The organism is Brevibacterium oceani (assembly GCF_013623835.1).
GTDB lineage: Bacteria > Actinomycetota > Actinomycetes > Actinomycetales > Brevibacteriaceae > Brevibacterium > Brevibacterium oceani.
The window spans coordinates 173,450-192,845 of the sequence record NZ_JABKDE010000003.1 but is presented as its reverse complement, the minus strand read 5'-3'; the positions used below and the strand labels follow the sequence as shown (position 1 = coordinate 192,845).

Below are 19,396 nucleotides of genomic sequence, written 5' to 3'. Positions count from 1 at the left end.
CCGGGCAACTCAGCGTCAGCTGCGGATGGAAGACTGGAGCCATGGATCGCGCCATGACAGTCGTCCCGAGAGAAGTGCTGAAGAGCCTCGTCGACCCCGGCACCTTCGCCCGTGGCAGCGACTACGCGCGGAAGGGCCAGGTGCTGCGGATCGTCTGGCACGAACTCGACCGGCAGCTCGTCGCCGATGTCGCGGGCTCGACCGGGCTCTATGAAACCACGATCACGTTTGACGATTTTGACGATGACGAACCCGGCGAGATCGTTGATACCGTCTGCACCTGCCCGGTCGGCGATGACTGCAAACACTGCGTCGCCGTGCTGCTCGTGAACAATCAGAAGATGCTCGAACAGCGGACCTCGGCGATCATCGGCGGTGGGCGACCACCGGCTCGTCGTTCCCAGAAGCCGGAGTGGAGGCAGCGACTCGACCGCATCGTTGAGGCCGCGCAACGGACGAGCGCGCAGCCCGAGACCATGGCACTCGGCTTCGAACTCCACCGTCCCCCGCAACGCAGCTATTTCAACAGGGAACCATCGAGGATCAAAGCCGCCGACATTCCCGCCGAAGCCGATCCGCAGCTGCACATCCGGCCACTCATTCCAGGCGCGAAGAACAACTGGATCAAGGGGCAGGCGGGATGGCACTGGTTCGCATCGCGGATCAATGCCTCTCGATTCGAACCCGACCAATTCGAATGGTTCTATCGATTGGTCACCCTCGACGACGGCCTCGGCGGGTTCGGACATGCGCAGTCGGCCGCAACGATCCGACTCGACGACTTCGGCTCGCCGTTCCTGTGGGAGCTTCTCGGCCAGGCTGCTGACCTCGATATTCCCCTCGTCAGTGCCGACAAGCAGATCACGGTTCGACTGGCGCAATGGGCCGAATTCCACCTCGACGTCACACGCAGCGACGATGGCCTCGTCCTGAGAACCGACGTCGCCATCGACGGACAACCCGTGCAGGACAGCGATGTCCGACCCATCGGGCTCGGCGGCGTGTACAGCCTGGAGATGGCGGGCACGTCGAAGGCCGTGGTCACGCTCGCACCGCTGACCGAACCGATGACCGAGGCACAGCGCACTCTTCTGGAGGGTCCCGCCTCGACGAGAATCCCGGCGGAAGGTCACAGTGAGTTCGTCGACCGGGTCCTCCCGCTGCTGCGGACACCACCAGACCGGCGCGGCGAGAGCGGCAGGCGTCCCCGGGCGGGCGAGGCGAGCAAGAGTCCGGGAAATGACGATCGCCGAGCCGGCACCGGTTCCGGCGGCCAGCGGGTCATCAGCAGCGACGGATCCGTCGACCTGCCCGTCGAGAAGTCCCCGCATCTCAATCTCCACATCAGCTACGAAGGCCCCGACAAGCGCGACCCAGCCACACGCGGCTCCGACAAGCGCGGCCGCGGCCAGAGCCCAGCCACTCCGACAATGCGTCTGACCTGGTCATGGACCTACTATTCGCCGCAACGGACGTTCCCCTTGGTGCCCCACCACAGCGAACTGTCCGACCAAGTGCGCGGCCGCGACCAGAAGTTCGAACACGCAGTGCTCCGCCGGCTGCGCGCCATCGACCCCGACGCCGCCCGAACCGAATCGACCACCCTGACCGGGATCGATGCCGCCACCTACAGCACCCGGGTCCTGCCCCGATTCCACGAGCTCGACGACGTCACCGTCACCTACGCAGACAGCGACAACGCCCCCGACTTCCGCGAACTCGATGCGACCCCGCAGGTGAGCGTCCGCACGGAGGCGACCGATGACTCGGACTGGTTCGACCTCGGTATCGACGTCTCCGTCGACGGCTGCGAGATCCCCTTCGTCGACCTGTTCACGGCACTCGCGCAGGAGCAGTCGCACCTCATCCTCGAGGACGGATCGTTCTTCTCCCTGGACAACCCCGCCTTCGACCGACTGCGCGAACTGCTCGCCGAGGCGAACGCCCTCGACGGCTTCTCGCCGGAGAACCCGCAGATCAGCCGCTATCAGACCGCCCTGTACGACGAGCTCGAGGACCTCGCCGATGACGTCGCCGACGATCCTCGGTGGTCCGAACTCATCGACGGGCTGCGCAATCTCGACACCATCGCCGAGGTGGCCGTACCCGACACCGTGAACGCGCAGCTGCGGCCGTACCAGGTGGAGGGATTCCGGTGGTTGGCATTCCTCCGTCAGCACCACCTCGGCGGGATCCTCGCCGACGATATGGGTCTGGGCAAGACCCTGCAGACACTCGCCCTCATCGACCACGATCGGATCGAACGCGAGACCCGGGCTCCGTTCCTCGTCGTCGCTCCCACCTCGGTGGTGGCGAACTGGGTGCTCGAGGCGCGCAAGTTCACCCCGCACCTGAGCGTGACCGAGGTCGGGGCGACCGCGAAGAAGCGGAAGAGCCCCGTCACCGAGGCGGTCGCCGGCGCAGATATCGTCGTCACCTCGTACGCGGTGATGAGGCTCGACATCGACGAATTCGCCGACCTCGACTGGGCAGGCGTCATCTTCGACGAAGCCCAATTCATGAAGAACCACCAGGCGAAGACGCACCGAGCGGCCCGGCAGCTCGAGGCCCCGTTCCGGCTGGCGATCACGGGCACGCCGATGGAGAATTCGCTCACCGATGTGTGGTCGCTGACCGCGATCACCTCGCCGGGACTGTTTCCGAACGCGAAGCGCTTCAGAGACGACTTCGTCCGGCCGATCGAATCGGGCGAGGCCCCGGGCCGGATGGATCGGCTGCGGTCGCGGCTGCGACCCTTCATGCTGCGCCGGACCAAGGACCTCGTCGCCGCAGACCTGCCGGAGAAGCAGGAACAGGTGCTCACGGTCGAACTCGAACCCGCGCACCGGCGACTCTACGACACGGTGCTGCAGCGCGAACGCAAGCAGGTGCTCGGCCTCCTCGGCGACTTCGAGAAGAACCGGTTCGCGATCTTCCGGTCGCTGACCCTGCTGCGGATGCTCGCGCTCGATCCGGGGATCGTCGCCGAGCATGCGGACTCCGGGATCGCCTCGAGTAAACTCGGTGTGCTCATGAGCCATCTTCGCGAGGTCGGCGACGAGGGCCACCGGGCGCTCGTGTTCAGTCAGTTCACGAGCTACCTACGTGCGGTGGCGGCCGAACTCGAGGACAACGGGATCGACTACGTCTACCTCGACGGGTCCACGACGGATCGGACGAAGGTCATCGAAGCCTTCCGTGAGGGCAGCGCTCCCGTGTTCCTCATCAGCCTCAAGGCCGGCGGATTCGGACTCACCCTCACCGAGGCTGACTACGTGTTCCTGCTCGACCCGTGGTGGAATCCCGCGGCCGAGAATCAGGCCGTCGACCGGACGCACCGCATCGGACAGACCCGGCAGGTCATGGTCTATCGACTCGTCGCCGAGAACACGATCGAAGAGAAGGTGCTCGCGCTGCAGACGAAGAAGGCCGAACTGTTCACCGCGCTCATGGACGAGGGCAGCGCGTTCAGCGAGGTGATCTCGGCCGCGGACATCAAGGGCCTGCTGGAGGGGTGAGCCTTTTCAACCGGGAAGGGTCCAGCCGGCACGGCAAAGGAAACGAGTGTGCACGGCCCGCTGTGTGACAATGAACCGGTGGAGATGAGAGCCAGGCACCGGCGCACACTACGCGGCATCCTGGCCGCGGCAGCGGCGACCTTCGTCGCGCTGACCTCGCACCTGCTCGGCGGGGGAGCCCTCCCGACTGCGATGGGCATCATCGTGCCGCTGGCGCTGTCGAGTCTCGTCTGCGTCCTCCTCGCCGGACGGCGACTCTCGCTGCCGCGACTGGCGGTTTCGGTCGGGGTCAGCCAAGCCCTGTTCCACCTGCTCTTCTCCCTGTTCGCCCAGACCGGTGCGACCGGGGCCGGCAGCTGGCTGAGCGGCCTCCTCGGCAGCCATTCGGCCCATCTCGCTGTTGGTCGGGCGATGCCCGGAGCTCACTCGATGCAGGGAGCTCACGCCGCGCACGCGTCAGTGCCGACCACGGACACAACCATGGCCACCGAGCACGCGATGCATTCCCACGCCTCACCCGCCATGCTCCTGTCCCACTGCATCGCCGGGATCGTGACGATCGCGATGATCTACTGGGCCGAGCGGCTGCCGGTCATGCTCGGCGAGTTCGCCCGCCTCATCATCGGGGCGATCATCCCGCGACTCATCCTCCTGCGGACACCGATATCCGGACCACGTGCGCAGGTCAGCGTCGAACCGGTGGTGCCGCGCAGCCTCGGCGTGCTCCGGTCCCCGGTACTGCAGCGGGGCCCACCACAGCCTGCTTTCTGACACCCATCACATCCGTACATCGGCTCCCGTGAGCCGATGCGATCTCTGCTGACCGCACCCGGTCGATCAGGTCTGCCCTGGTCGCCTGGGTCTGCCTCAGCGCAGATCCGACAGAAAGCATCAACATGACAACACCCTCTGACACCATGCCCGAAAACTCGGGCCAAGCCTTCACCGACGGCCGGAACGAACGACAATCGGACCGGCGCTCCGCTCCATGGTTCGGCCCGCTCCTGCGCCGCCTCCACTTCTACGCGGGCATCCTCATCGGCCCGTTCATCCTCATCGCTGCGCTCAGCGGGGCGGCCTACGCGATCAGTCCGCAACTGGAAAAGGTGGTCTACGCCGACCAGCTGAGCGTTCCCCCGACCGATCACCCGCTTCCGCTGGCCGCGCAGATCGAGTCCGCGAACGCGACGATCGGCGGCGGTGCCGAGCCCTCGGCGGTGCGCCCGGCCCCCGAGCCCGGAGACACCACCCGGGTGATGTACGCCGACCCCAGCCTGGGGGAGAGCGAATCCCGGGCGATCTTCGTCGACCCTTCCACCGCCGAGGTGGTCGGTGACCTCACCGTGTATGGAACCTCGGGAGCCCTGCCGCTGCGGACGTGGATCGACCAGCTGCACCGCAGCCTCCACCTCGGCGATGTCGGACGTCTCTACAGCGAACTGGCCGCTTCATGGCTGGGGATCGTCGCAGCCGCGGGTCTCGTGCTCTGGATCCAACGGGCAAGACGAACCCGCCGACCAGGACAGATGCTGCGCCCGAGCCGAAAGCATACGGGCCTGCGACGCACCTTCTCCTGGCACGCCTCGGTCGGCATCTGGGCGGCGATCGGGATGCTGTTCCTCTCCGCTACCGGAATCACCTGGTCCCAGCTCGGCGGCGAGAACGTCACGCAGCTGCGTGCGGCACTGAGCTGGGAGACGCCGGCGGTCTCGACGGAGCTCGCGGGGGAGTCGGCTACGGGTTCGGCTGATGCCGGCAGTGCCGTTGACCAATCCGGCCACGAAGGCTACGAAGGCCATTCCGGTCACGAAGGCCATGAGGGGCACATGGACGGCACGGGACCCGGCGCTGCGTCGGCAGCGTCCGAGGTCGATCCCGCCGATTTCGACATGATGCTGTCCATGGCGCACGGGGTCAACATCGACACCGGTCAGGTCGAGATTCTGCCGCCCGCGGAAGCGAACTCGGCGTGGGTGGTCCATGAGATCCAGCGCAGCTTCCCCACGAAGGTCGACGCAGTCGCCTTCGACCCGAGAACGATGGAGGTCGCCGATCGCGTCGACTTCGCCGACTACGGCATCGCGGCGAAGCTCGCCCGCTGGGGCATCGACCTGCATATGGGCTCCCTGTTCGGACTGGCCAACCAGATCGTGCTCTTCGTCCTCGCCATCGGCATCGCCTCGATGGTGGTCTGGGGCTACCTCATGTGGTGGCAGCGCCGCCCGAAGCACGACCCGTCGAGGCGCTTCGGGGTCCTCCCACCCCAAGGAGCACTGCGAGGCGCGCCGTGGTGGGGACTCGGGGCGGTCGTTCTCGCCGCGATCGGCATCGGTGTGTTCCTGCCGATGGTGGGAAGCAGCCTCGTGGTGTTCCTCATCATCGATCTGATCCTCGGTCTCCGAGCGAGACGACGAGGACCAGTGACGAGCTGATCGCGGCGAAGCCTCCCCGGTGCCGGCGCGACTCAGGCGACAGACTTCAGGCTTCGAGCCTCAGGCGTCGGGCACCGGGTTGGCTTCGGACCCCTCCGTGATGGTGAGGACGATGACGCTGTCGGCGTCCACCCTCAGGTGCCGACGACGGGTTTCCGCGTCCGCGCCGATGAGTGCTTCCCGGGCCCCTGCCAACGAGGCGGCTCCGCAGGGTCCCGCGGCCACCCCGAGATCGGCGAGCCGGTGGGCGGCATCGATCGCGGCGGCGTCGCCGACCGTCACCGCGGCGTCGAGGCCGTTGCGAATCACGGGCCACGCCAGCGAGGAGGGGATTCCGCAGTTGAGCCCGGACATGATCGTCTTCCCGGTCTCCACCGTCACGGGGTGACCTGATTCGAGACTCGGCCCCATGCACGCCGCGGCTTCCGTCTCGACGGACACGACAGCCGTATCGCCGCCGGCGTTCGCCCGCCGGTAGTGCGCGAGCGCGGCCTGCAGCAGGGAGCCGACCCCGGTCGGCACGCACACCAGATCGGGCGCGTGATGGCCGGCCTCTCTCAGCTGAGCGTCGATCTCACGGAACAGCGTCGAGTAGCCGTCGACGATCCATCCGGGGACCTCTTCGTAGCCCTCCCACGCGGTGTCCTGGACGAGCACCCCGCCGTTGGCGGCCGCGTAGTCGGCGGCCGCTGTGACGGTCTGGTCGTAGTTGGCCTCGAGCTCGACGACTTCGGCACCTTCACTGCGGATCGCGGCAATGGCGCTCGGGTGGATGCCGCCAGCCGGCACGAAGATACGGGCCGGGTGTCCCGCCTCCCGGTCGAACCGATCCACGGCTCGACCGTGGTTGCCATCGGTGGCGGTGACCACCTCGGCGTCGGTGTCTGCGTGCGCAGCCTCAAGGGCACGGTGAACCGCCCACGAGGCACCGAGTGCCTTGAATGCGGGCATGCCCAGCCTGGTCGATTCGTCCTTGGCGAAGACCGCGGCGACCCCGAGCTCGCGGGCGAGCTCCGGCAGCGGGGTGAGCGCGGTGGGCTCGTACCCGGCCAGGCTGCGGTGGAAGTCCAGGGCCGCATCGTCCTGGTCGGGACCCGACCAGGAGCGGTCACGGTCATTGGCGGTCCAGGCGGCGGTGGTGGTGGTCATGAGCGGTTCCCTTCGGGCAGGCGGGCGGTGACGAGTGCGGTATAGAAGTCGATCCCCGCGCCGAGGATCGCGTCGTTGAAGTCGAAGTCGCGGCTGTGCAGCGGGGCCGTACCGCCACCGACAGTGCCACTTCCGACATTGCCGCCGCCGGCCGCGCCGCCGTCGGTGATCTCGCCGGCGCCGAGGAAGGCGAAGCAGGCCGGTACCGCGCGGGCATAGGCGGCGAAGTCCTCGCTGGCGGTGATCGGGCGGCAGACGGCGTCGACCTTGTCGGTTCCGAGCGAGGACTCGGCCGCGGCGGCGGCATAGGCGACGCAGTCGGCGTCGTTGATCGTCGGGCGGAACACGCGGGTGTAGATGACCTCGCTCGAAGCACGATGCGCCAGTGCGGCACCCTCGGCGATCTCCCGGATACGGGTCTCGACCAGGGCGCTGTCGGCATCGGTGAAAGTCCGCGCATCCCCGCGGATGACCACCTGATCAGGGATGGCGTTGCGCGCGCCGTCGGTGGTCAGCTCCGTGCAGGAGACGACGACCGAGTCGAGCGGATCGACGCTGCGGGCGACGATCGTCTGCAGGGACAGGACGACCTCGGCGCCGACGACCATGGGGTCGATGACGTGCTGCGGGGCCGAGGCATGCCCGCCGCGGCCGGCGATGCGGATCTCGAAGTTGTCCTCGGCGGCCATGAGCGGTCCGGGGCAGGTGTGGACCTCGCCGGCCGGCAGGCCCGGAATGTTGTGCAGCCCGTAGACCTCGTCGGTGGGGAAGCGGTCGAAGAGTCCGTCGGCGATCATCGCCTCGGCGCCGGTGCCCGGCTCCTCCGCCGGCTGGAAGAACAGACGCACGGTTCCGTCGAAGCTGATGTCCTTCGCCAGCACCGAGGCGGCTCCGAGCACCATCGCCATGTGCCCGTCGTGCCCGCAGGCGTGCATGGCGCCGACGTTCTTCGACGAGTAAGGCACGCCGGTGCGCTCTTCGATCGGCAGCCCGTCCATGTCCGCGCGCAGGGCGATCGTCCGCGGACTCGTGCCGCGGGTGAGGGAGGCGACGAGGCCGCTGCCGCCGATTCCGGTGGTGACCTCCCAGCCGAGGTCGGTGCAGGTGCGGGCGACGAAGTCGGCGGCCTCGGCGACGTCGAATTCGGTGCCCGGAATCTGGTGGAGGTGTCTGCGCCACTGGGTGGCGAGGTCGATGTGGTCTGCTGTCATGTCCTCAGACTCCTGCAGAGGCGTGAAGTCGTTCAACTGAGACTGACAAAGTGGTCGGTTTCAGCCGGGTCTTACGCAAAAATATTGCGTGGAGTGCGCGGATCGCTGAGACTGAGGGAGTGGATGCCACTCTCGACGAGATCGACCTGAGACTGCTCGAAGCCCTGCAGGCCGATGCGCGTCTGCCTCAATCCGCGCTGGGTTCGCGCGTCGGCCTCTCGACGGCGGCGGTCAACCGGCGTCTCAAACGGCTGACCGAGGCGGGCATCATCCTCGGCAGCACTCTGACCTTGGCCCCGGAACTCCTCGGTCGCCCGGTGAGGGTCATCGCCCAGCTCGCCGTCGAGAGCGAACAGCTGGACAGGCTCGATGCGGTCCGCGCCTCGCTCGTCGAACGTCAGGAGGTCCAGCAGTGCTACTACGTGGCCGGCGAATGGGACTTCGTGCTCATCCTCCTTGTCACGGACATGGCCGAATACACGGAGCTGACCCGGCAGCTCTTCTTCGGCAACGACAGTATTCGCCGCTTCAGCACCCAGGTCGTCATGGACGCCGCGAAGGTCGGCCTCACGGTGCCGATGCGGCCGTCGCCCTGACGTCGTCGATCTCGGTCCCCGACACCACGCATGCCAGTCCGCGGTGGCGGCGGGTGGTGAACACCATGACGGCCGAGACCACGACGAGGAAGAAGAGGAGCAGTCCGGACAGCGGGAACGTCCATTGCGACAGCAGCATGTAACCGCCGATGCCGAAGAGGAACCGCAGGACCCGACCGACCGCAACCGGGGCCCGCACGTGCACGGCCGCGATGAGGACGAGCCGTTCGCCGAGGGTGGCTCCCCGGCTGAGGACGGAGAAAAGCTGCGCGGCGAAGGGCAGGGCGAAGCCGATGAATGTGACGATCTGCCCCGGTTCGGTGATCGTCCCGTCGCCGAGGACGGCCGCGATGACTCCGACGGCGAGGGCGACCGTCCAGCCGAACAGCCCCCAGATGAGCAGGTCGCAGAGGATGCCGGTCAGCCGACGGATCAGCGTGAGCGGTCGGGGAGCATCGGGTGCCTGCAGGCCCTCCTGCCTGCGGAGGAGGAGCAGGCTCGCCAAGGAGCCGAGGAATGCACCGAACGTGTTCATCATGAGGTCGTCGACGTCGAAGACCCGGTAGGCGCAGGAGTAGATGCCCCAGATCCCGGTGATCTGGGTGACCTCGATGAGCGCCGAGGCGGCCAGTCCCGTGATCGTCGCCACGACGATGCCGCGTCCGGCGAGCTGTCTGACGAACCAGCCGAGCGGGACGAAGAGGATGACGTTGAGGGCCACCTGCAGGACCGCAGGGTTGGTCATCATGGCGCGGACGCTGCCGGTGTCGAAGCTGAGGATGTCGGTGACGAACTGGAACGGGACCAGCTGCACGGCCGCGCAGGTGACCTCATCGGCCGGTGGGACCGGCAGCAGCGTGTACGTCCAAAGCGCCATCGCGTAGATCGCGGCGGCCAGCCATATCAGCGTGCGCCAGAACGTCAGTCCGCCTCGGCGACGATAGCTGATCGCGACGAACGGCACGAACGCGAGCACGGCGATGCCGCAGCCGACGAGGACGGCCACGAAGGCAGGAAGAACGAAGGAGCTCATGCTCGTAGTCCTACGTGTTCGCCCTGGTCAGAGGCAGCCGGAACGGGGCGAGGTGGTGTCTGCAGGAACGGCGCCCGGTTTTCCTCTCCCGCGCCGCGATCCGCCGCGTAGGCTGGACTCATGCCGCACTTCCTGCTGACCCGTACACCCCAGCCCCCTCGCCCCGACGACGATCGAACTGCAGGCCCCTCGGCAAGTGCCCCCACCCACCGTGCCCCCGTCCCCGCCCGCCGCAGCCTCATCACCCTCTTCGCGATCCTGCTCGTCGCCTGGGTCGGCATCGCCGGAGTCGGTGGCCCCTACTTCGGCAAGATCTCCGAGGTGGCCACGAACGACCGTTCCTCGTTCCTCCCCGAATCCGCCGAATCCACCCGCGCCCAGGAGATCATCGACCGCTTCAGCGACGATGACTACGTCCCCGCCATCGTCGTCCTCGATAACACCGACGGCGTCACCGAAGACGATTCCATAGCCCTCGACGAGGTGGCGAAGAAGCTCGATGACGACGGTCTGCTCGCCGCCGACGCCTCACCGGTCATCCCCGCCGAGGACGGCGACGCCCTCCAGATCATCCTCCCCGTCTCCTCGGAGACCACAGGCGATGACGTCGAGAAGATCAGAGACTTCATCAGCAGCGCCTTCCCGACCGCCAACGCCGCCGATGCCACCCCGGACGAGTCCGGCAACGTCCCGACCCCGGCCACGGTTGCCGATGTCTATGTCACCGGCCCGGCAGGATTCGCGGCTGACCTCTCCGAAGCCTTCGCCGGCATCGACGGGATCCTCCTGCTCGTCGCCCTCATCGCGGTCTTCGTCATCCTCGTCATCGTCTACCGCTCACCGCTGCTGCCGGTCATCGTCCTCTTCACCTCCGTGGCCGCGCTGTCCGCGTCGATCTTCGTTATCTGGCACCTCGCCGACGCCGGGATCCTCCTCATCAACGGCCAAGTCCAGGGCATCCTCTTCATCCTCGTCGTCGGCGCCACCACGGACTACTCCCTCCTCGTCGTCGCCCGCTTCCGCGACGCCCTGACAACCGAGCCCGACCGTGTGCGCGCCGGGCTCGCCGCGCTCAAGGGCGTGGCCGAACCGATCGCCGCCTCCGGAGGCACCGTCATCGCCGGCCTCCTCGTCCTCCTCCTCACCGACCTCGCCTCGACACGTGCGCTCGGGCCGGTCGCGGCCATCGGCATCGCCGTCGCCATGCTCGCGGCCCTGACCTTCCTGCCCGCCGCACTCATCATCATCGGTCGCGCCGTGTTCTGGCCGTTCCGACCTCAGGTGGGGACCGCCTCGGCGAGCATGAAGAAGGGCCTGTGGGTCCGCATCGCCGAGGTGATCGCCGCCCGTCCGCGGCTCATCTGGGTCGGTCTCGTCGTCCTCTTGGCACTGCCGCTCATCGCGGTCCCGCAGTTCAAGGCTTCCGGGGTGGCGCAGAGCGAATTCGTGCTCGGTGACTCGGAGGCCCGCGACGGTCAGGACGTCCTGGCCGAGCATTACCCCGGTGGGTCCGGGACCCCGACCCAGGTGGTGATCGACGCGGATGAGCTGAGCACAGCCGCCGAGGCGGTCGGCCGCCTCGGCGGTGTCGGATCGATGACCGTGGCGGCCGAGGATTCCCCGAGCGGAACGATCGGCATCGACGAGGACGGGAAGCTCCAGCCCCCGCAGGGCGGCCCGAGCGGTGCGTCCGATGGTGCCGGCGGATCGGCGACGATCGAACCCACCGAGGTGGACGGTCAGGTCCTCCTCGAACTGACCCTTGACGACGCCGCCGATTCCCTGGCCGCGGAGAAGACCGTCACCGACATCCGCGATGCCGTCCACGACGTCGACCCCGATGCGCTCGTCGGCGGGGAGACCGCGGTCGACCTCGACACTAACACCACCGCCGAGGCGGACCGGAGTCTGGCGATCCCGATCATCCTGCTCGTCATCACGGTCATCCTCATCCTGCTGCTGCGCTCCCTGTTCGCGCCGCTGCTGCTCGTGGCCCTGACCGTGCTGTCCTTCGGCACCGCGTTGGGAGTCTCGGCGCTGGTGTTCAATCACATCATCGGCTTCCCCGGGGCCGATCCCTCGGTGCCGCTCTACGCCTTCGTCTTCCTCGTCGCGCTCGGCATCGACTACAATATCTTCCTCATTTCCAGGGTGCGCGAGGAATCGCTCAGGGCCGGCACACGGGCCGGCGTGCTCAAGGGACTCGTGGCCACGGGCGGGGTGATCACCTCGGCCGGGATCGTGCTCGCCGCGACCTTCGCGGCCCTGTCGGTGATTCCGGTGATGTTCCTCGTTCAGCTCGCCTTCATCGTCACCTTCGGGGTGCTGCTCGACGCGATCCTCGTGAGGTCGCTGGTCGTCCCGGCGCTCGTCCACGACATCGGACGGTCGGTCTGGTGGCCGTGGCAGGGGAAGATCCCGAAGGACTGAAGGGCCGGGCGGCTTCTGGCCTGTCGGTTAGCCGGGATCCGTCGGTCAGGCAGGGGACGCGTCCCGCACCCAGAGGCGCAGTACCTCGAACCGCTGCACCTCGGTGCTCTAGGACTCGGTGCGCTGCGCCGGCACGATGAACGGCATGGTCCCGTCGCCGAGGCCGGGGTCCGGCAGCCGTTCCTCGGGATCGGCGAGGCCGACGGTGATGCCGTCGAGGCTGAGGCGCCGCATCCCCTCGATGACCATGCGTCGCCCCACGTCGCTGAAGCGCTCGACCCGGCTGGCATCGACGATGACCGTCGGCGTCTCCGGCGGCGCTTCGTCGAGTCGGTGGAGGACGACCTCGGCGCCGTTGAAGTCGATGATCCCCTGCAGACTGAGGTACGTGGTGTCCGCATCGACGCGGATGTCGCGCAGCGCGTGAGAGCCGAAGGACTCCGTGTCCATGAGGTGCAGGCCCATGTCGGTCGAGAGCCGCCGGAAGACCTCGATCCCGCGGACGCTGTTGCCGTGCGCGTCGAGGCGCGGAGAGAACGACCCGATCCCCACCTGACCGGGCAGGGCACCGAGGAGGCCGCCGGCGACGCCGCTCTTTGCGGGGATCCCGACGTCGTTGAACCAGGACCCCGCAGCGTCGTACATACCGGCCGAGGCCATCACCGACAGCGTCTTCCGGGCAGTGGCCCGGTCGAGGACCTGCTCACCGGTCACCGGCTGGATCCCGCCGGAGGCCAGGGTCGCGGCCATGACCGCGATATCACGGACACTCACCCTGATCGAGCACTGAGCGGTGTAGCCGGCGACGACCTCGTGCGGATCGTCCTCGAGGATGCCGTAGTTGCGCAGCATGTGGGCGATCGCGAGGTTCCGGTCGGCGGTTTCCAGCTCGGAGTCCCGGACCGCTTCGTCGATGGCAAGCCTCCGGCCGGCCAGTGCGGAGAAGAGATCGAGTGCCCGCTCGACGCGTTCGGCGGGTTTCGCTCCCGAGCCGACGAGCAGCTGATGGGTCGTGATCGCACCGGCGTTGATCATCGGGTTCTTCGGACGGTGGGAGTCGGATTCGAGGGAGAGCTCATTGAAGGCCTCGCCCGAGGGTTCGACCCCGACCCGTCCGCCGACGAACTCCTCGCCCCGGTCCGTCAGCGCCGCTGCATAGGCGAAGGGCTTCGACATCGACTGGATGGAGAACTCCACGTCGCAGTCCCCGGCGGTGTAGGTACGGCCGGCGACTGTGGTCAGCGCGATCGCGAAGAGGTCGGGATCCGCCTCGGCGAGGGCGGGGATGTAGTCGGCGACCGCCCCCTGGTCGTCGTCGCGCAGGGAATCCTGGATCTCGGTGAGGTAGTCGGGGATCGGGGTGCGCATGGGGTCGGCCCTCCTCGGGTCTCGCGGTCCGTGAGGACGCCGGACGGCATCCGCGGCAGCCTATGGACACGTCCATCCAACTATGGAATTGTTGATGATGCAACAAAGCGGGTGCCGATCCCATCTCCCAAGGAGCGCCGACCATGTCCAAGACACAGCCTGAATCGATTCGCGATCCCGAGTCCGACCGTCTGCTCACGCCGCAGAACTGCGCAGTGGCCATCATCGACTACCAGCCGGAGCAGTATCGGACCGTGCAGTCGACGACGAAGGAGCGCATCGACCTCAATGTCATCGCGCTGTGCAAGGCTGCGACGAAGTACGAGGTGCCCGTGGTCCTCTCGACCGTCGGCGTCGACCTCGGGGTCAACACCGGAACCGCCGAGGAGATTCGGAAGGAGCTGCCGGGAGTCGAGGAGGTCGACCGCACCGGAGTGAACTCGTGGGAGGACCCCGACTTCCGCGCCGCGGTGCGTGCCACGGGCCGACGCAAGATCGTCATGGCCGGACTGTGGACCGAGGTCTGTCTGGCCTTCCCGACCCTCGACATGCTCGCCGAGGGCTTCGAGGTCTACCCGGTTGCGGGCGCCGTCGGCGGCATCAGTCCCGACTCCCACCGGTGGGCGCTCGAGCGGATGACCGCCGCCGGCGCGTCGCCGATCACGGCGATCTCCTTCGCAAGCGAGCTCATGCGCAATTGGGCACGTCCGGACTCCGACAACCTCCGGGAGATCATGAACTGGTACTTCCCGCTCAAGGTCGAACTCGACAAGGCGGGGAAATAGGGGCCGGTGCCTCAGTGTCCCTGAGCCTCGGTCCGTCGAGACCTCGGGCCGGGCGGACATCGCTGTCCGCCCGTGGATGCCGCATCGCCGGTTCGGCGGGGATGATGCGCGGTTGCATCCGGGCCTCGAGGAGGCGCCCGGAGTCTATGAGTCTCCGGGTATGATCATTCATACTATGAAAATGTTGTCGAAGCAACAAACTGTGAGGATTCGTCCGTCGCGTATTTCATCCCGTATTTCATCCCTGTCCACCTCCTCTCGTCCAGGCGGATGCGCTCGCCGAGACGGTCGTGCCGGTGCCGGTGGAGGCGAAGCATGAGCGAAGCACCTCCGGTCAGCAGCATCCTCCGACGCCTCGGACCGATCGAGATCGCCACGTGGAGGCTGATGCTCGAGAAGCACGCGGCCATGCTGGCGGAGTTCGAACGGGCGTTCCGGGAGCGACATGGACTGACTCTCAACGAATTCGATGCGATCATCAACATCCCGCCCGGGCAGCGAATGCGCCACCGCGACCTGCTGAGGAACATGGTGGTCAGCCGCAGTGCGCTGAGCCGACTTCTCGGACGTCTCGAAGCACGGGGGCTGATCGAGCAGTCCGCCGATACCGATGATCAGCGCGGGGTGTGCGTCAGCCTCACCGAGGACGGAGAGTCCGTGCGCAGCGCGGCCGAGCAGACGAACGGCGAGATCATCCTCTCCGCCTTCGCCGGCCTGGGCGAGGGAGAATCGGAGGAGCTGTTCGACTTGGTCTCGAAGATCAATCCGCGTCGACCGCAGGCCGCGTCCGAGGCGGCTGCTGCACACGGGGGTACGCTACCGGCATGAGCAACGTCGACACGAAACCGGATCAGATCGTCTGCCGACCCGGCGGACTGCCGGACCCGAACTGCGACCAGCAGGGCAGGGCCCCGGTGGAGATCATCACCGCCCGCGACGTCCCGCTCGGCGGACCGCGCGCGATGACGGTGCGGCGCACACTGCCGCAGCGGCAGCGCTCCCTCATCGGACCCTGGTGCTTCGTCGACCACTACGGACCTGCCGACGTCTCCGTCACCGGCGGCATGGACGTCGCCCCGCACCCGCACACCGGACTGCAGACCGTGAGCTGGCTCTTCGACGGCGCCATTCAGCACATCGACTCCGGCGGCAACGCCGGCCTCGTCCTGCCCGGGGAGGTCAACCTCATGACCGCCGGGGCCGGCATCTGCCACTCCGAGGTCTCGACCGAGGACACGACGAACCTCCACGGCGTCCAACTCTGGCTGGCCCTGCCGGAGACCACCCGTCACCAGCCCGAACGCGAGTTCGAGCACTACGCCCCCGAGGTGACGAGCTTCGACGGCGGCGAGATGCTCGTCTTCCTCGGCCACCTGTGGGGAGCCTCTTCCCCGGTGACGACGCATTCGCCCCTCCTCGGCGCGGAGATCCGCCTCGATCCGGGTGCGACCATCAACCTGCCCGTCGACGAGACCTTCGAACACGGCGTGCTCGTCGACTCCGGTGACATCACCGTGGAGAACGTCGAGCTGCCCGTCGGCGCCATCGGCTACACCGGCGTCGGACTGCGCGAGATGCGCATCGGCAACCGTGCCGACACCGCGGCACGACTCGTCCTTCTCGGCGGGGTCCCCTTCGGCGAGGAGATCGTCATGTGGTGGAACTTCGTCGGTCGCAGCCATGAGGAGATCGCACAGTTCCGAGAGGAATGGCAGGCCGAGGGCGACCGCTTCGGCGTCGTCGACGGGTACGTCGGCAATGGCGGACCCGGACGCAATGCCGACGGCATGGGACGACTCCCCGCGCCGAGGCTGCCCGACGTCACGATCAAAGCGCGGAGAAACCCGCCCCCACGGGTCCAGGGCGGACCCGAAGACCGCTGAGGCCATCGTCGGCAGCTGACCACCACTGACCAACACTGAGCACCGCTGACCACAGAGGAGAGAACGATGAGCGAAGAACTGCAGGACTCCACCGGCGCGCCCGTGCGCGTGGAACTCGACGAACAGGGACATTCCTACGTCATCTCGGTCGACGACGGGACGGTCGCCGGCCATGCCTATTTCCTGCCCGGCCCGGACACGGAGACCGAACGCATCTTCTTCCACACGGTCGTCGACGAGGATTTCGGCGGTCGTGGACTGTCGAAGATCCTCGTCGCCGAGGCGCTCGAGGACTCGCTTGAGCGGGGGGTGACGGTTGTGCCCGTGTGCCCGCTCTTCGTCAAGAAGCTGCAGGAGACCGGCGATGACTATGCCGCGCAGGGCGGCAGGTTCCGCAGCGCGACAGGTGAAGATTTCGACATCGTCAAGCGACAGGCGTGAGTGAGGGTATGAGCAACGCGAGTCGACCCTTCATCGACAAGATCCACCCCGAGAACTACAAGGCGCTGGCCCAGGCGGCCGCGGCCTCGCGAAAGGCGTCACGCACTGCGGGTCTGGATGACGGGCTCATCGAACTCGTCAACACGCGGGTCTCACAGATCAACGGCTGCCGCACCTGCCTGAGCATCCATGCCCCGGCCGCGAGGAAGGCCGGGGTCTCCCAGCTCAAGCTCGATGTGCTGCCCAGCTGGCATGAGGCGGAGATCTTCACCGATGAGGAGTTCGCGGCGCTGACCCTGGCCGAATCCCTGACCGTGCTCGACAAAACAGCTGACCGCGATGCGATCGCCGCCGAGGTGGCTCAACACCTGACGACCGAGCAGATCTCAGCGATCGAATGGTCGACCATCCTCATCAACGCCTTCAACCGCATCTCCATCGCCAGCGACCACCCGGTGTTCGGGGCCGAGCGGGACTGAGTCCACGCGGGCTTCGGAGCGAAGCGAGGTTGACTCCTCTCAGGCGCAGTGGGATGTGCTGTGTCGCCTCGGCGGTGTCAGTTGATGATCTCTTTGTCGTCGTCCTCGCGGATGGCCGCGAGGCGTTCGCGCCACATCTGCAGGTCCTGCTTGCTCAGTCGTTTCCAGACGGTGGCCTCGCGGACGATGCGCAGGGGTTCGGTGCTGCGAAAGGAGCGTGTGGGGTTTCCGGGGAACTTCTTGTCCGTGACGTTCGGGTCGTCGAAATAGTCGCCGAGGGGTTCGACCTCGTAGACGTGCGGTTGTCCGCCGTCGAGGGCTGCCACTTCGGCGGCTAATCGTGCCCCATCGGGCAGGGCCGTGAAGTATATGTGGTTCATCGTCACTTCGGGTCGGTAGTTCGAAGCGAAGCCTGCGGTCAGCAAGTCTCCCGGTGCGAGTTCGGCACGGGTGCCATGGAAGAAGGGTCCCTCATCGCGTGCGTCAGCCATGGCGTCGAATATACGCTCGAAGACTGCGGATCGGCCTCTGAGTGAGCGACTGGAATGGGTCTTGAGCGGTTGATGCGGAGCGCTGCGGCACGGATTGAGACAGAGTCCCTTCCCGGGTGTTGAGACTTCCGTCCCGGAATGTGATGACCTCGGCCATACTCTCCTTTGCGAACGATGCCCCGTGCGAACGGTTCCGGTGGTGTCGATGAACCCACGTGAAGGAGCCCACCCCGCCAATGTCCGCCGAAACGACATCGCAGACGAAGAACGCCGCCTCGGCGCCGACATCATGGGCTGGACGCCTCCGCCTCATCGGCCCAGGGATCGTGTTGGCGCTGGCCAGCGTCGGCGCTTCGGACATGATCACGACGATGAACTCCGGTGCCGAATACGGTCTGGCGCTCATCTGGGTGTTCATGGTCGGCATCATCCTCAAGTTCGTCCTCTCCGAGGCGGTGTCGCGGCTGCAGATGAGCGGCGACCGGTCCCTGATCTCCCATCTCACTCGATTCGGCGGGCGGACGTTCCCGATCCTCTTCCTCATCGCGGAGCTGCTCGTCGGGCTGTTCTTCGGAGCCGGAGTCGTCGCAGTGACGACGACGATTCTGCAGGCGATCTTCCCCGTCCTCCCGTTCTGGCCGACCGCCATCGTCGTGCTGCTCTCTGCTGCAGTGCTTGTCGGCATCGGCCGGTACGGGATCGTCGAAAAGGCCATGATGGGTTTCGGAATCATTATGTTCTTCGGCATCCTGGCCCTGGCGATCTCTGTGTTCCAAGGGCAAGACGCTCAAACGGTCGCCGCAGAGACGGTCGTGCCGACGTTCCCGAACACTTCGATCATCACGGTGATGTCGCTCATCGGCGGGGTCGGGGGAGCGACCGGCATCCTCGCGTACTCGTTCTGGATCCGTGAGAAGGCGTGGCGGACCCCTGACTGGAAGCCGGTTGTCCGCCTCGACCTGTTCATCAGCTACGGCCTCGTCTTCGTCTTCGCCGTGGCGATGAGCGCCGTGGGAGCATTCATCCTCTACGGGCAGGGCTTCACGATTTCGGACAATGATGCGCTGTTCGCCATCGCCGATGACCTGGTGGGCCGGATCGGTGAGACCGGGCGGTTGGTGTTCCTCATCAGTTTCCTCGCCGTGGTCTATACGAGTGTGCTGGGCGGGTTCTCCGGCATCGCCTACGTCACTGCCGACTGTCTGCGGGTGCTCCGACGCTACCCGCGCCAGGATGAGGTGAAGCACGAGATGTCGGCGACTTCGATCGAGTTCCGCGGAGTCCTCGTCTACCTCTCCATCGCGACGGTGGTGATCATGAGCATGGGCAAGCCTGTCACACTCGTTCTCGTCTATGCGGCGATCAGCGCCTTCATCCTTCCGATTCTCGCTCTTGCGCTGCTTGTCATCCTCAACCGCGATTCGGTTCCGCTCCAGCTGCGCAACACCTGGTGGTCGAACGTTCTGCTCACCATCTGTCTCGGTCTTTTCGGCTTCCTCGCCGCCTTGCAAGTCATCGAGTCGGTGTCGGGGGTCATGGGCTGACGACTGCTCGGCCCGGCTAGGCTGGGCCGGGAGTGG

General features: G+C 66.8%; 16 protein-coding genes. 11 read left to right on the top strand and 5 right to left on the bottom strand.

All coding sequences use genetic code 11. From position 1 onward, the window contains the following. Positions 1 to 53 precede the first annotated feature (53 nt). The 3 genes from HK401_RS07350 (at position 54) to HK401_RS07340 (ending at position 5,950) form a co-directional block, all read left to right on the top strand. Entirely contained in the window at positions 54 to 3,518 is a 3,465-nt protein-coding gene (locus HK401_RS07350) for a DEAD/DEAH box helicase (protein ID WP_181274021.1), read from the top strand. 84 nt (positions 3,519 to 3,602) lie between these two features. After that, a complete protein-coding gene (locus HK401_RS07345) occupies positions 3,603 to 4,289 on the top strand; it encodes a hypothetical protein (protein ID WP_181274020.1) in 687 nt (228 codons plus the stop codon). A 125-nt stretch (positions 4,290 to 4,414) separates the two neighbouring features. After that, positions 4,415 to 5,950 (top strand): PepSY-associated TM helix domain-containing protein, encoded by a 1,536-nt coding sequence (locus tag HK401_RS07340; RefSeq protein ID WP_181274019.1) that lies wholly within the window; start codon positions 4,415 to 4,417, stop codon positions 5,948 to 5,950. A gap of 60 nt (positions 5,951 to 6,010) precedes the next feature. Here the strand turns inward: HK401_RS07340 and HK401_RS07335 are convergent, their stop codons facing one another. Both HK401_RS07335 and HK401_RS07330 read right to left on the bottom strand, forming a co-directional pair. Continuing rightward, positions 6,011 to 7,099: a pyridoxal-phosphate dependent enzyme gene (locus HK401_RS07335; protein WP_181274018.1), complete on the bottom strand. Its 1,089-nt coding sequence runs from the start codon at positions 7,097 to 7,099 to the stop codon at positions 6,011 to 6,013. Next, on the bottom strand, positions 7,096 to 8,310 hold the full coding sequence (locus HK401_RS07330) for an amidohydrolase (RefSeq protein WP_181274017.1): 1,215 nt from the start codon (positions 8,308 to 8,310) through the stop codon (positions 7,096 to 7,098). The genes HK401_RS07335 and HK401_RS07330 overlap by 4 nt, the downstream gene beginning before the upstream one ends. A 119-nt stretch (positions 8,311 to 8,429) precedes the next feature. Between HK401_RS07330 and HK401_RS21025 the strand changes: the two genes are divergently transcribed. Then, a complete protein-coding gene (locus HK401_RS21025; RefSeq protein ID WP_181274016.1) occupies positions 8,430 to 8,906 on the top strand; it encodes an Lrp/AsnC family transcriptional regulator in 477 nt (158 codons plus the stop codon). On the opposite strand, the gene HK401_RS07320 is transcribed toward HK401_RS21025, so the two are convergent. Then, the gene (locus tag HK401_RS07320; RefSeq protein WP_181274015.1) at positions 8,878 to 9,939 is read right to left on the bottom strand and encodes a VanZ family protein; all 1,062 of its coding nucleotides are present in this window, start codon (positions 9,937 to 9,939) and stop codon (positions 8,878 to 8,880) included. The genes HK401_RS21025 and HK401_RS07320 overlap by 29 nt on opposite strands. Positions 9,940 to 10,059: 120 nt before the next feature. Here HK401_RS07320 and HK401_RS07315 point away from each other — a divergent pair, with 120 nt between their 5' ends. Next, complete coding sequence (locus HK401_RS07315; RefSeq protein ID WP_181274014.1) at positions 10,060 to 12,369, top strand: MMPL family transporter; 2,310 nt, start codon at positions 10,060 to 10,062, stop codon at positions 12,367 to 12,369. Positions 12,370 to 12,477: 108 nt separating this feature from the next. Here the strand turns inward: HK401_RS07315 and HK401_RS07310 are convergent, their stop codons facing one another. After that, positions 12,478 to 13,737, bottom strand: a complete 1,260-nt coding sequence (locus tag HK401_RS07310; protein WP_181274013.1) for a glutaminase — start codon at positions 13,735 to 13,737, stop codon at positions 12,478 to 12,480. A 143-nt stretch (positions 13,738 to 13,880) separates the two neighbouring features. Between HK401_RS07310 and HK401_RS07305 the strand changes: the two genes are divergently transcribed. The 5 genes from HK401_RS07305 (at position 13,881) to HK401_RS07285 (ending at position 17,325) form a co-directional block, all read left to right on the top strand. Further along, entirely contained in the window at positions 13,881 to 14,522 is a 642-nt protein-coding gene (locus tag HK401_RS07305) for an isochorismatase family protein (RefSeq protein WP_181274012.1), read from the top strand. 315 nt (positions 14,523 to 14,837) lie between these two features. Next, the gene (locus tag HK401_RS07300) at positions 14,838 to 15,350 is read left to right on the top strand and encodes a MarR family winged helix-turn-helix transcriptional regulator (protein WP_181274011.1); all 513 of its coding nucleotides are present in this window, start codon (positions 14,838 to 14,840) and stop codon (positions 15,348 to 15,350) included. Next, positions 15,347 to 16,405: a pirin family protein gene (locus HK401_RS07295; RefSeq protein ID WP_181274010.1), complete on the top strand. Its 1,059-nt coding sequence runs from the start codon at positions 15,347 to 15,349 to the stop codon at positions 16,403 to 16,405. The genes HK401_RS07300 and HK401_RS07295 overlap by 4 nt, the downstream gene beginning before the upstream one ends. Positions 16,406 to 16,471: 66 nt before the next feature. Then, positions 16,472 to 16,846, top strand: a complete 375-nt coding sequence (locus tag HK401_RS07290) for a GNAT family N-acetyltransferase (RefSeq protein WP_181274009.1) — start codon at positions 16,472 to 16,474, stop codon at positions 16,844 to 16,846. Positions 16,847 to 16,854: 8 nt separating this feature from the next. Beyond that, positions 16,855 to 17,325 carry a carboxymuconolactone decarboxylase family protein gene (locus HK401_RS07285; RefSeq protein WP_181274008.1) on the top strand — a complete coding sequence of 157 codons (471 nt, stop codon included), beginning with the start codon at positions 16,855 to 16,857 and terminating at the stop codon, positions 17,323 to 17,325. A 77-nt stretch (positions 17,326 to 17,402) separates the two neighbouring features. Here the strand turns inward: HK401_RS07285 and arr are convergent, their stop codons facing one another. Then, complete coding sequence (arr, locus tag HK401_RS07280) at positions 17,403 to 17,816, bottom strand: NAD(+)--rifampin ADP-ribosyltransferase (protein ID WP_181274007.1); 414 nt, start codon at positions 17,814 to 17,816, stop codon at positions 17,403 to 17,405. A 236-nt stretch (positions 17,817 to 18,052) separates the two neighbouring features. Between arr and HK401_RS07275 the strand changes: the two genes are divergently transcribed. Beyond that, a complete protein-coding gene (locus tag HK401_RS07275) occupies positions 18,053 to 19,360 on the top strand; it encodes an Nramp family divalent metal transporter (protein ID WP_181274006.1) in 1,308 nt (435 codons plus the stop codon). The last annotated feature ends 36 nt before the right edge of the window (positions 19,361 to 19,396 follow it).

Bases quoted from the DNA above. Each gene is read 5' to 3' on its own strand.
- HK401_RS07285 (WP_181274008.1), top strand. From the start codon at position 16,855: ATGAGCAACGCGAGTCGACCCTTCATCGACAAGATCCACCCCGAGAAC.
- HK401_RS07310 (WP_181274013.1), bottom strand. From the start codon at position 13,737: ATGCGCACCCCGATCCCCGACTACCTCACCGAGATCCAGGATTCCCTG.
- HK401_RS07315 (WP_181274014.1), top strand. From the start codon at position 10,060: ATGCCGCACTTCCTGCTGACCCGTACACCCCAGCCCCCTCGCCCCGAC.
- HK401_RS07275 (WP_181274006.1), top strand. From the start codon at position 18,053: ATGTCCGCCGAAACGACATCGCAGACGAAGAACGCCGCCTCGGCGCCG.
- HK401_RS07330 (WP_181274017.1), bottom strand. From the start codon at position 8,310: ATGACAGCAGACCACATCGACCTCGCCACCCAGTGGCGCAGACACCTC.
- arr (WP_181274007.1), bottom strand. From the start codon at position 17,816: ATGGCTGACGCACGCGATGAGGGACCCTTCTTCCATGGCACCCGTGCC.
- HK401_RS07335 (WP_181274018.1), bottom strand. From the start codon at position 7,099: ATGACCACCACCACCGCCGCCTGGACCGCCAATGACCGTGACCGCTCC.
- HK401_RS07340 (WP_181274019.1), top strand. From the start codon at position 4,415: ATGACAACACCCTCTGACACCATGCCCGAAAACTCGGGCCAAGCCTTC.
- HK401_RS07295 (WP_181274010.1), top strand. From the start codon at position 15,347: ATGAGCAACGTCGACACGAAACCGGATCAGATCGTCTGCCGACCCGGC.
- HK401_RS07300 (WP_181274011.1), top strand. From the start codon at position 14,838: ATGAGCGAAGCACCTCCGGTCAGCAGCATCCTCCGACGCCTCGGACCG.
- HK401_RS07305 (WP_181274012.1), top strand. From the start codon at position 13,881: ATGTCCAAGACACAGCCTGAATCGATTCGCGATCCCGAGTCCGACCGT.
- HK401_RS07290 (WP_181274009.1), top strand. From the start codon at position 16,472: ATGAGCGAAGAACTGCAGGACTCCACCGGCGCGCCCGTGCGCGTGGAA.
- HK401_RS07320 (WP_181274015.1), bottom strand. From the start codon at position 9,939: ATGAGCTCCTTCGTTCTTCCTGCCTTCGTGGCCGTCCTCGTCGGCTGC.
- HK401_RS07350 (WP_181274021.1), top strand. From the start codon at position 54: ATGACAGTCGTCCCGAGAGAAGTGCTGAAGAGCCTCGTCGACCCCGGC.
- HK401_RS07345 (WP_181274020.1), top strand. From the start codon at position 3,603: ATGAGAGCCAGGCACCGGCGCACACTACGCGGCATCCTGGCCGCGGCA.